We start from the raw sequence: 10,537 nt of genomic DNA on the forward strand, positions 1-10,537 counted from the left end.
GACCCATGCATCGACTTTGCCGCGCGAACCGTCCTCCCGCTCTGGTGGGCGGCGCGCCGAACGCGGCTTCGTGAAGGGCGCCTCGCAGCACGCATCCGAACTGACCTGGCGCGGGCTGCTGCTCGGCGCGCTGATCACCGTCGTGTTCATGACGGCGAACCTCTACATGGGCCTGAAGACCGGGGTGACGTTCTCCACCTCGATCCCGGCGGCGATGCTGTCGATGGGCGTTCTGCGGTTGGTCGGCGGCAGCAACATCTACGAGAACAACATCGTCCAGACCCAGGCCTCGGCGGCCGGAACGCTCTGCAACGTCATCCTGGTCCTGCCGGGCCTCGTGCTCATCGGTCACTGGGCGGATTTTCCGTACTGGCAGACCACCGGACTGTGCCTGATCGGCGGGCTCCTCGGCATCGCCTATTCGATTCCGCTGCGTCGCGCCCTGGTGATGGGGGCGGGCCTGCCCTACCCGGAAGGCACGGCAGCGGCCGAGGTGCTCCGGGCGGGCGACACCTCCGGCGATGAGAGCCAGCGCGGTGGCCTGCGCCCGCTCATCGGTGCGGCTGCCCTGGCCGGCCTCGTTGGGCTCTCCACCACCGGCTTCCGGGTATTGGCGGATGGCATGCACACGACCCTGGCGGCGGGCTCGGCCCTGTTTCGCCTCGGCACCGGCTTTTCCCTCGCCCTCGTCGGCGTCGGCTACCTGGTCGGGATCGGTGCCTGCCTCGCCCTCCTCACCGGCGTCGCCATCGCCTGGGGCATCGCCGTGCCGGTGCTCACCGCGATGGGTTCGGCGGCCGCCCGGGCCGGGGACGGTGCCGCGCAGGCCGTCTGGTCGGAGAAGGTCCGGCTGGTCGGCGCCGGCATCATCGCGGTGGGTGCGCTCTGGACCGTGGCCCAGCTGAGCCGCCAGATCGCCGGCAGCCTGCGCTCCGCCCTCGCCAGTGCGCGCAAGGGCGGCACCGGGGCGGACATTCCGCGCCAGGAACGGGATCTTCCCATCACCTGGGTCGCCGCCGGAACGCTGCTCCTCGCCCTGCTCCTCGCCGGCCTGTTCTGGATCTTCGCCGCGGGCGCCGAGCTCGGTCGCCTGCACGGCGTCGTGGTGGTGGTTGCCACGCTGTTCGCGGTGCTGTTCGGCTTCCTGATGGCGGCCGCCTGCGGCTACCTCGCGGGTCTCCTCGGTTCGTCGAGCAGCCCGATCTCCGGCATCGGGATCCTCACCACCCTCGTGACCGCGGTGATGATCCCGTTGCTGATCGGCCGCGAGGCGGGGCCGGAGGGCGACCGCTTCGTCATCGGGCTGGCACTGCTCCTCGCCGCCGTCGTGGTCACGACCGCCTCGATCGCCAACGACAACTTGCAGGACCTGAAGACCGGTCAGCTCGTCGATGCCACGCCCTGGCGGCAGCAGGTGGCGCTGATCGCCGGCGTCACCGTGGGCGCCCTCGTGATCGCGCCGCTGCTGTCCCTGCTCTACCAGGCCTACGGATTCGCCGGTGCCCTGCCCCGGCCCGACATGGAGGCGGGCAACGCCCTCCCGGCCCCGCAGGCCGCGCTGATGACCCAGATCGCCAGCGGCATCATCCACGGCGCGTTGCCCTGGACGATGGTGGCGATCGGCGCCGGACTCGGCGTCGCGTTCGTGGCCCTGGAGGCGATCCTGCGACGGCGGGACCTGTCCTTCCCGGCCCTGACGGTGGGCATCGGCATCTACCTGCCCCTCGAGGTCGTCGTGACGATCGCCATCGGCGGCGTCATCGGTTGGCTCGCCCGGCGCCGCCTGCGCGCACGGCCCGCCAGGGATGGCGAGACCCTGGCGCGGCGACGGGGGGTCCTGATCGCCTCAGGCTTTCTCGTGGGCGAGAGCATCGTCGGCGTGCTGCTGGCGGCGGCCGATACGCTCGCCGGGCGGGGCTCGTCGCTCGTTCTGGTCGGGCCGGGTTTCGCGCCCGTGGCGACGGGCCTCGGGGCGGTCGTCTTCACCGCGATCGCGCTCGGCTTCCTCCGCCTCGTGTCCCGTGCACCGCCGGCCTGACACTGTCACGCCCGCTCCGTCTCATCGGTTGTCTGCGCCCGAGCGGTGTCCGATGCCCTCCTGCAACCGGGGGGGCGCCGTCTCCCCGCCCCCACTTCCCCCCTCCTTCGACGGCGTGTTTGGGCTGTGTCGTTGTCGGCGCCGGGCCGAGCGGCGGCATCGACTCGGGTCGCAGCGATTGGTGGCCGGAGCACGCCCGGCGCGCGGGGGCTTGACCCGGTACGCGAGCGACTGATCACCCGGACGCCCCGGGGGCTCACCCCGTCGACGAACAGGTGGTGCCGGCTTCGTGCTTCGCGCGGGATCCCGCTTTCCTGTCCTGCAGGGTTGCCGTGCCGACGCTCCGCCTCGCGCCGCTGGAGCGGTGTCGGGCATCGTCAGATTCTGTGTTTGGCCGACGCCGGTGCCTTGGCGGTTCCTGGCCGTCGGTTGATCCGCGCGATCGCGTCCGTGTTTTGATGCGATGAACGTCTCAGCTTGGCGTGGCCGTCCCGTGGACCTTGACCCGGCGTCGCCGGCGCGGGAAGGCAGCCCGACGGACCCGGATGAAGGATTGCCGCGATGGCCACGCCCCGCGACCTGAAGGTGCAGATGGCGGGTGAGACCCGTGCCCGCGAACGGGCTCAGGCCCTGGCTGCGACCCAGGCGGCGCGCGCGCAGCGAGCCGAGACCGCGGCGCGGGCCGCCGAGGCCGACCGCGACGCGTGGAAGGCTCGGGCGCTGGCCGCCGAGGCGGAACTGGAACAGGTGAAGCGACGCTGAGCCCGGCCGTTCTCGGCTTCCCCTGAGGTCAGTAACTCGCAGAAGCGGCGTGCCTCGGTGCTGCTATGTCGCGGCCGTAGCACCCAGAGATGTCGCAGGCTGCACCGGAACATGACCCGGCACGGAGACCTTCTCGTGACGACAGCGAACCCCTTCGCTACCGATCAGGAGAGAAGAAACGTGGCTATTGAGACTCGTGAAATCTATGTGACGGCTCTGAAGAACACGCATGCACTCGAGATGCAGGCGCTTCAGATCATGGAGCGGCAGGTCGAGCGCCTGCAGCGCTACCCCGAGATGGAAGCGGCCCTGCGCCGTCACATCGAGGAGACGCACGGGCAGAGGACCCGCCTGGAGGAAGCCCTGCACAGCCTCTCGGAGAGCCCCTCGACCCTCAAGGAAGGTGTGCTCGGCTTCGTCGGAAACATGATGGCGCTCGGGCATACGCCCGCCCAGGACGAGATTCTAAAGAACGCCTACGCCAACCACGCTTTCGAGAACTTCGAGATCGCGGCCTACGAGTCGCTTCTCGCCATCGCGGAGGCGGCCGGTCAGCAGACGGCGCTCACGGGATTCCAGCAATCCCTGCGCGAGGAAGAGGCGATGGCGCGCAAGGTGCGTGAACTCGTGCGTCCGACCACCCTGCGCTACGTCGAACTGACCACCGCCGGCGACAAGGCCGATCGCTGATCCGGATCTGCCGGGTCGCTCGTCTGAGCGTACCGATCGCCCGGCACGGTCGCTGATCTGGTGGCGCGGGGCGCGTCCGGAGGAGGACATCCGCGTCATCCCGTCGATGATTCGGTCGATTGTCGGCTCTCGCGATACGGGAAACGCCGCGATCCCACACCCTCGAAAGTGCCTACGGTATCTGGATACCGTAGGCACGAAACGGTTCAAAGGATTGCGTTTTCTGGCGTCCGCGCAGCGCCGAACTGTGCCTTTCCGGCTTGACGAAACACACCCGTCGGCCTAATGGAGCCGGCAACGCCGTCGCGTCCTGCACGCGGCGGCGCATCGTTTTGTCCAGACACCATACGGAACGCCACGGGATGAAGACCTTTTCTCTGAAGCCCGCCGACGTCGACAAGAAGTGGATCATCGTCGATGCGGAGGGCCTGGTCGTCGGCCGGCTCGCCTCCATCGTCGCCATGCGCCTGCGCGGCAAGCACAAGGCCGCGTACACGCCCCACGTCGATTGCGGCGACAACGTCATCGTCATCAACGCCGAGAAGGTGAAGTTCACCGGCCGCAAGCGCGAGCAGAAGGTGTACTACCACCACACCGGCTACCCGGGCGGCATCAAGGAGCGCACGGCCAAGTTCATCCTCGACGGTCGCTTCCCCGAGCGCGTCGTGGAGAAGGCCGTGGAGCGCATGCTCCCGCGCGGCCCGCTCTTCCGCCAGATCATGGGCAATCTCCGGGTCTACAAGGGCTCCGAGCATCCCCACACCGCCCAGCAGCCGCAGGCGCTCGACGTCGGCAGCCTCAACCGCAAGAACGTGAGCGCTTGATCATGGCGACCCTTCAGTCCCTCTCCGACCTGAACCGCGCGAACGTGGAGTCGCCGGAGAACGCCGCCCCGGTCCACGTGCAGAAGCTCGACGCCCAGGGTCGCGCCTATGCCACCGGCAAGCGCAAGGACGCGGTGGCCCGCGTCTGGATCAAGCCGGGCACCGGCAAGGTCGTCGTCAACGGTCGCGCCGTCGAGACGTACTTCGCCCGCCCGGTCCTGCGCATGATCCTGCGCCAGCCCCTGCAGATCGCAAACCGCGTCGACCAGTACGACATCACCGTCACGGTGCATGGCGGTGGTCTCTCGGGTCAGGCGGGCGCCGTGCGCCACGGCCTGTCGAAGGCGCTGACCTACTACGAGCCGGAGCTGCGTTCGCCGCTGAAGCGTGAGGGCTTCCTCACCCGCGACAGCCGCGTCGTCGAGCGCAAGAAGTACGGCCGCAAGAAGGCCCGCCGCAGCTTCCAGTTCTCGAAGCGCTGAGCGCCTCCTTCGATCTATGTCTGGACAGGGCGGCTTCGGCCGCCCTTTCCTTTTTCGGCTGCAGAGAGACGAGTTCCCATGGCGAAGCCCTTCCGACGCGTCACCGAACCCGACGCTTCCGCAGTGACTCTCTGTCTCGCGCAAGCGGACGGCGCGACGACGGGGGAAGTGAAGCTCGCCGATGGTCGCCTCTTCAGCACCACCGGCGCGCTTCCCATCGCCCAGGCCTTCGGCATCGCGGTCCATCTCGCCAACGAGAGCGACCGCGAGATCGTGGTGATCGACCCGCAGGACCTGTGGAAGCCCTCCTGGGGTATGCTGACCGCCTGACCGGTCAGGCGTGAAGGGCGCGCTCGAGTTCGCCCTTCGACATCTTGGAGCGTCCCGGGATGTCTTTCGCGCGCGCCGCCTTCAGCAGGTCGGCCTTCGTCGTCCCGGAGCCGGATTTGCGCGCGGCGGCGGTCTTCTTCGCGACGTCGGCGGGCTGCTTCGAGAACTGCTTGCCCTTGGCCGAATCGGAGCGCTTCTTCTTCGTCGAACGATCGTATTCGGATTTTGACACCGACTCGCGGGCCTTCTTGGGCAGGTAACGCTCACCGGTCTCGCCGCTCTTCTTGCCGGACTTGGTGTCCCACTCTTCCTCGGTCCACTGCTTCAGGTGGTTGTCGTCCGTCTTCTTGCCCTCGTAGCCGCCGCCGGCATCCTTGTAGGCCTTGGTCGCCGCCTGGGCCTTGCGTGCCGACCACTGCCCCGGTTTGCCGCCCTTGTCGGAGGCCGTGACTTCCTTCTTCACCTTCTCCCAGAGCTTGGGATCAGTCTTCTCCGCGCTGGCTGACATCCGCTGTTCCTCATTTGCGGGTCTGTGCTGCAGGTCTGTGTTGCAGCTCTCTTCGGGCCATAACCGGCCAGTCAACGGCGCCGTTCCAGGCGAGCGGAAACGATACACAGGCTTGATCGAGCGTCATCAGGCCTTATTCGTGCATCGCGAAGACATTGACTTGAGGAAGCGTCCCGGCCACGTGGCGCGCACGGGTCGATGCGGGATGCGTCTTCGTCGATCCGCCGAAAAGGATGTCAGGTGTCCATGAGCGAGAACGGTGCCGGGCGGAAGCCCACGGTCTTCATCGACGGCGAGGCAGGGACCACCGGTCTCGGGATCCGCGAGCGCCTCGAGCGCGACGGTCGCGTCGCCCTGAAGAGCATTCCGCATGAGAGCCGCAAGGATATCGCAGTCAAGCGCGAGCTCCTGCAGGCGGTCGACCTCGTCGTACTGTGCCTTCCCGATGCCGCCGCCAAGGAGACCGTGGCCCTCGCCGACACCTTGCCGGGCGGCGGCCCCCGCATCCTCGACGCCAGCACGGCCCACCGGGTCGATCCGTCCTGGGTCTACGGCTTTGCTGAACTCGCACCGGCCCAGGCGCAGGCAATCCGGGAGGCCCGGCGCGTGGCCAATCCCGGCTGCTACCCGACCGGCGCCATCGCCCTGCTCCGCCCCCTGGTGGAGGCCGGTCTGATTCCGTCGGACTACCCGATCAGCATCAACGCGGTCAGCGGCTACAGTGGTGGCGGCAAGTCTATGATCGAGACTTACGAGGCAGGCCAGGGGGAGCCCTTCCTGCTGTACGGTCTCGGTCTCGGCCACAAGCACCTGCCCGAGACCCAGACTTATTCCGCCCTGACGCGTCGCCCGATCTTCATCCCGTCGGTCGGAAACTTCCGGCAGGGCATGCTGGTGAGCGTGCCGCTCCACCTCGATACCTTGCCGGGCTCACCGACCGTCGCGGATCTCGAGAACGTTCTGCGTGCCTATTACGAGGGACAGGATCTCGTCCGAGTGATCCCCGCCGCTGAAGAGGAGCGGATCGAGCCGGAAGCCCTCAACGACACCGACCGGCTCGAATTACGGGTCTTTGGCAAAGACGCGTCTCGTCAAGCGGTCCTCGTCGCGCGCCTCGACAATCTTGGGAAGGGCGCATCGGGGGCTGCCGTACAAAATATCACCCTGATGCTTGGGCTCGACTGATCACCCGCGCCTGCGCCCCCGCCCTGTTCGGTGGGGGTGCTCTCCGATATGGGACGGTCCGTCGAGGGGGCCCTGCCCAACACGTGATGCGTGCGTGTGTCGACACCGCGATCGAGCACTGACAGACGTCCCTGCACTGAGCGGCGCGACGCTGTACCGAAGCCTTGATCGACGAAACGTCTCACAAATCATAGCTCGGTTCTCCTCCCATCGCGATCGCAGAGGCGTTCGCAAAGATGAGCTATGGGCAAACCAGAAAATGGCGACCCAGCTTCCTCGCCAATGACCTCCGGTCAGAGCGCTCGTGCCGCCTTCCCCAAGCATTTCTCACTGATGCTGTACGAACTCTCGTCCATTCATTGCGAACACCATAAAATTGTTCTATCGAACGCAATGTTATGTCCGATGATCGGCCCGAATCTAGTCGGAGGCGATCGAGGCAGCATTTGATGCTCATGAAGAGGCGCGACGTTCCTTCGGTCCGTTTGGGTGAAGCCTCCGATGGCGGTCGCGCCAGGCATGACGGTCGATTGGAAGAGCGGATTTGGTTCAGGGCTGATCTCGCTGCGCTAACGAGGTGGTTTTTCCAGCATCGTTCTCTGAATCACCCATAAATTTCCACACCTGCACGATCGGTGACGGTCTTGTTGGGCAACTGGAACGCGACTGTTTCAAACTCTGCAGGCGATACGCGAAAAATTGATAAGTGATCCACACAGACAGGATGAAAAATCGCTGATCCTGTGATGTATCATCTTGCTTGCAAAAAGATCTCAGCCTACGCTTCAAGACAACATCGGCACTTATGCAGATTGGCCACCAAACATGACCGAAACAGACAACGACGCAGCTCGACTCATCACCCTGGCCGCCGACATCGTCTCGGCCTACGTTAGCAACAATCATGTACAGAGCGCGGAGCTTCCTAAGCTGCTCAGTGATGTGCATGAGGCGATCCGTGGCGTCACTGCCAGCGGCACGCCGGCGGCCGAGGCCGGGCCGCCCAAGGCGACGCCCCAGGAGATCCGCCGCTCGATCACGCCGGACTATCTGATCAGCTTCGAGGACGGAAAGCAGTACAAGACGCTGCGCCGCCACCTGACCCTGCGTGGCCTGACGCCGGAGCAGTATCGCGCCAAGTGGGGCCTGGCGCCCGACTATCCGATGACCTCGGCAAGCTACTCGGAGCAGCGTTCCGAGTTGGCGCGCGCCCTCGGCCTTGGTCAGCAGCGCCGGAAGGGCGTGGCCAAGACCGCACCGGAGGAGACCGTGTCCGCTGCGCCGCCCGAGGAGGCGGCCACCGAGGCTCCGCAGGCAGAGAAGAAGCGTCGCGGCCCGCGCAAGAAGGCCGACGCCTAAGTTTCTACCAGGTCTGCACGTATCCAGGTGCGTGCAGGCCACTTTCAAGATTGCTTTCGATGCAGGGTGTACGTCGTTCGGGGTGACACCCGTTCGGCAACACTTGCGTCGACGCTTACGTTGTCAGCCGTTCCGATGCGGGTGTGTCTTGAGTGAGTGATCGCTCGTCCACCCATCTCAGGCATGGTGCTGCAGCCGCATTGCCGCGGCACGGGTCTGTCTGGTTTCCAGAAGCTGATCATTGGCACTTGGTCGGTTGGCGTGTGCTGCGCCGTCATCGGCCCGCTGCAGCTTTGCTGTGGCGTCATGCAGGAAGCACTCCGCTCCGCCCCGACAAAACCACCGACAATCCTGCTGTCACGCCGCTTCTGCGCGCTCACCCGCGTGCGCCTTCGTCTATCGTCCGCAGGGCTCATCCGCATGGGTCGCGGAGCGCTGAGGGCGCCGTAGTCTCGCGATGGCGAGGTACGCGTTCTGTCCTTCAGCCATCTCGTTCGCCTGGAGTCGGGTTCTGAACGGGCGCTCTCCCGGTTTCGTTTCGCGGGTCGGGCGGAGAGTCCACCGGTGTCCTGCTCGCGCCGGTGTGGGGCTCAGCGTGGCGGTTTAGCTCCCCCAACGCTGCTCGGGTCTTGTCGTCGTCGATCGGCCTTCGGTCCGAGCGCTGCCTGCGCACCGAGCCTGGGTCTTCTCGATCTGAGCGGGAGACCGCGCACGATCCGCGTTTCGTTCGGACGCCTCGGGCGGGCGCCTGACGGTCGCTCACGCGAGCGGCAAATCCACCGGGGCCTTCTCGGAAAGGCGGCACTCGGACGTCACTGCGGCTTGCTGGGTGTCCGGCGGTCCGCTCCCGGATCCACGGATATCCGTCGACCGTGCGCGGCGGCCGCCTGAGCCACCCGATCCTTAGGACAGGGGGGTCGCCAGAACCTTGTCGATGCGGCGCCCGTCCATATCGACCACCTCGAAACGCCAGCCGTGGGATTCGAAGTGGTCGCCCGTCCCGGGGATTCGTCCGAGGCGGAAGATCACGAAGCCGGCCAGCGTCGTGAAATCATCTGAATCGGGGTGTTCGGCGAAGGCGAGTCGATCGAAGGCCTGGGAGGCCGGCATCATGCCATCGATGAGGAGCGATCCATCCTCTCGCTCAATGACGCTCGGTTCGTCGCCGACCTCGGGGATGTTTCCAGCGATCGCTTCCAGGAGATCGGTCTGGGTCACGATTCCCTCGAGGCTGCCGTACTCGTCGACCACCACCGCCATCCGCACGGGCTTGGCCTGGAAGGTCTCCAACACGGCGAGGATCGACATGCTCTCGTGCACGACGATCGGCGGCTGGGTCACGGCCAGGACGTTGACCGGTTTGCCGTCAAGCAACTGGTTGAGCAGGTCCTGCTTGCGGACGACGCCGACGATCTCGTCGACTTCGCTGCGGCTCACCACCAGCTGAGCGTGATCGCATTCGCGCACGGATTTCAGGATCGCCTCCGGCTCCTCGTCGGCATCGACCCACTCGACTTCGTGGCGCGGGGTCATGATGTCCCGCACGCGACGCTCGCCGATGGAGAAGATGCGTTGTACCGCCTCCTGTTGCGCCTCCCGGATCAGACCCGCTTCCTGGCTCGCCTGGACGAGGAGATTCAGCTCGGCGGTGGAGTGCAGTGAGCCCTCGCCGTGGCCCGTCTGCAGGCCGAACATCCGGACGACGCCGTTTCCGAGGCCGTTGAGGAAGAGGATCGCCGGGCGGAACACGAAGAGGAAGACGCCCAGGGGCCGGACCACCGCGAGGGACGTTCGTTCACTGCGCTGAAGCGCGAGGCTCTTCGGGGCGAGCTCGCCCAGGACGATGTGCATCGCCGTAATGATGACGAACGAGATGACGACCGCGATGGTGTGGGCTGCCGTGGTCCCGACGGGATCCGGCAGGAAGCTGAGCGCCGGCACGATGATGTGCGCGAGGGCCGGTTCACCGACCCAACCGAGGGCCAGGGATGAGATCGTGATGCCGAGCTGCGTCGCGGCCAGATAGGCGTCGAGCTGATCCGTTGCGCGCTGGAGAGATCGGGCATTGGTCCGTCGCTCGGAAACCAGTTCGGCGACCCGGCTCTTGCGCACGGAGACGAGGGCAAATTCGGCCGCCACGAAGAACCCATTGGCGAGCACGAGGGCAAAAACGGCGAGGAGGCCCAGGCCGGTCACCCATACATCGTCGGAAATCGTCGTCTCCCCTGGTCAGCGCCGGATCTCTACCAGCAACGCGCGTACCGGGCCACACTGAACCCGTCTTGGAAATCGTGCGGCCAGCCGACGGATGTGAGCCGACGGCCGTGCCTGCCAGTCACATCGGGAGACCTTCGTTTTT

The 10,537-nt window shown here is 66.3% G+C and carries 10 protein-coding genes; 8 read left to right on the forward strand and 2 right to left on the reverse strand.

The window, feature by feature from the left end; all coding sequences use genetic code 11:
- The first annotated feature begins 70 nt into the window (after positions 1 to 70).
- The 6 genes from CRT23_RS04765 (at position 71) to CRT23_RS04790 (ending at position 5,126) form a co-directional block, all read left to right on the forward strand.
- Positions 71 to 2,038, forward strand: coding sequence for an oligopeptide transporter, OPT family (locus tag CRT23_RS04765; RefSeq protein ID WP_245435971.1), 1,968 nt, complete (start codon positions 71 to 73; stop codon positions 2,036 to 2,038).
- Positions 2,039 to 2,599: 561 nt separating this feature from the next.
- The gene (locus tag CRT23_RS04770) at positions 2,600 to 2,800 is read left to right on the forward strand and encodes a hypothetical protein (protein WP_103708816.1); all 201 of its coding nucleotides are present in this window, start codon (positions 2,600 to 2,602) and stop codon (positions 2,798 to 2,800) included.
- A gap of 180 nt (positions 2,801 to 2,980) precedes the next feature.
- Positions 2,981 to 3,490 (forward strand): ferritin-like domain-containing protein, encoded by a 510-nt coding sequence (locus CRT23_RS04775; RefSeq protein ID WP_055952184.1) that lies wholly within the window; start codon positions 2,981 to 2,983, stop codon positions 3,488 to 3,490.
- A 362-nt stretch (positions 3,491 to 3,852) separates the two neighbouring features.
- The gene (gene rplM / locus CRT23_RS04780; protein WP_055952181.1) at positions 3,853 to 4,314 is read left to right on the forward strand and encodes a 50S ribosomal protein L13; all 462 of its coding nucleotides are present in this window, start codon (positions 3,853 to 3,855) and stop codon (positions 4,312 to 4,314) included.
- 2 nt (positions 4,315 to 4,316) lie between these two features.
- Complete coding sequence (rpsI, locus tag CRT23_RS04785) at positions 4,317 to 4,796, forward strand: 30S ribosomal protein S9 (protein WP_055952176.1); 480 nt, start codon at positions 4,317 to 4,319, stop codon at positions 4,794 to 4,796.
- A gap of 78 nt (positions 4,797 to 4,874) precedes the next feature.
- The gene (locus CRT23_RS04790) at positions 4,875 to 5,126 is read left to right on the forward strand and encodes a hypothetical protein (protein WP_103708817.1); all 252 of its coding nucleotides are present in this window, start codon (positions 4,875 to 4,877) and stop codon (positions 5,124 to 5,126) included.
- A gap of 4 nt (positions 5,127 to 5,130) precedes the next feature.
- On the opposite strand, the gene CRT23_RS04795 is transcribed toward CRT23_RS04790, so the two are convergent.
- Positions 5,131 to 5,634, reverse strand: coding sequence for a hypothetical protein (locus CRT23_RS04795; RefSeq protein WP_103708818.1), 504 nt, complete (start codon positions 5,632 to 5,634; stop codon positions 5,131 to 5,133).
- A gap of 246 nt (positions 5,635 to 5,880) precedes the next feature.
- On the opposite strand from CRT23_RS04795, the gene argC reads away from it, so the two are divergent.
- Both argC and CRT23_RS04805 read left to right on the forward strand, forming a co-directional pair.
- Positions 5,881 to 6,819: an N-acetyl-gamma-glutamyl-phosphate reductase gene (gene argC, locus CRT23_RS04800; protein ID WP_103708819.1), complete on the forward strand. Its 939-nt coding sequence runs from the start codon at positions 5,881 to 5,883 to the stop codon at positions 6,817 to 6,819.
- An 825-nt stretch (positions 6,820 to 7,644) separates the two neighbouring features.
- A complete protein-coding gene (locus CRT23_RS04805; protein WP_055952162.1) occupies positions 7,645 to 8,178 on the forward strand; it encodes a MucR family transcriptional regulator in 534 nt (177 codons plus the stop codon).
- Positions 8,179 to 9,081: 903 nt separating this feature from the next.
- Here the strand turns inward: CRT23_RS04805 and CRT23_RS04810 are convergent.
- Positions 9,082 to 10,374, reverse strand: coding sequence for a hemolysin family protein (locus CRT23_RS04810; RefSeq protein ID WP_244477295.1), 1,293 nt, complete (start codon positions 10,372 to 10,374; stop codon positions 9,082 to 9,084).
- Positions 10,375 to 10,537 lie beyond the last annotated feature (163 nt).

Source organism: Methylobacterium sp. V23, from assembly GCF_002917135.1.
Taxonomy (GTDB): domain Bacteria; phylum Pseudomonadota; class Alphaproteobacteria; order Rhizobiales; family Beijerinckiaceae; genus Methylobacterium.

Bases quoted from the DNA above. Each gene is read 5' to 3' on its own strand.
- CRT23_RS04770 (WP_103708816.1), top strand. From the start codon at position 2,600: ATGGCCACGCCCCGCGACCTGAAGGTGCAGATGGCGGGTGAGACCCGT.
- rplM (WP_055952181.1), top strand. From the start codon at position 3,853: ATGAAGACCTTTTCTCTGAAGCCCGCCGACGTCGACAAGAAGTGGATC.
- rpsI (WP_055952176.1), top strand. From the start codon at position 4,317: ATGGCGACCCTTCAGTCCCTCTCCGACCTGAACCGCGCGAACGTGGAG.
- CRT23_RS04790 (WP_103708817.1), top strand. From the start codon at position 4,875: ATGGCGAAGCCCTTCCGACGCGTCACCGAACCCGACGCTTCCGCAGTG.
- CRT23_RS04795 (WP_103708818.1), bottom strand. From the start codon at position 5,634: ATGTCAGCCAGCGCGGAGAAGACTGATCCCAAGCTCTGGGAGAAGGTG.
- argC (WP_103708819.1), top strand. From the start codon at position 5,881: ATGAGCGAGAACGGTGCCGGGCGGAAGCCCACGGTCTTCATCGACGGC.
- CRT23_RS04805 (WP_055952162.1), top strand. From the start codon at position 7,645: ATGACCGAAACAGACAACGACGCAGCTCGACTCATCACCCTGGCCGCC.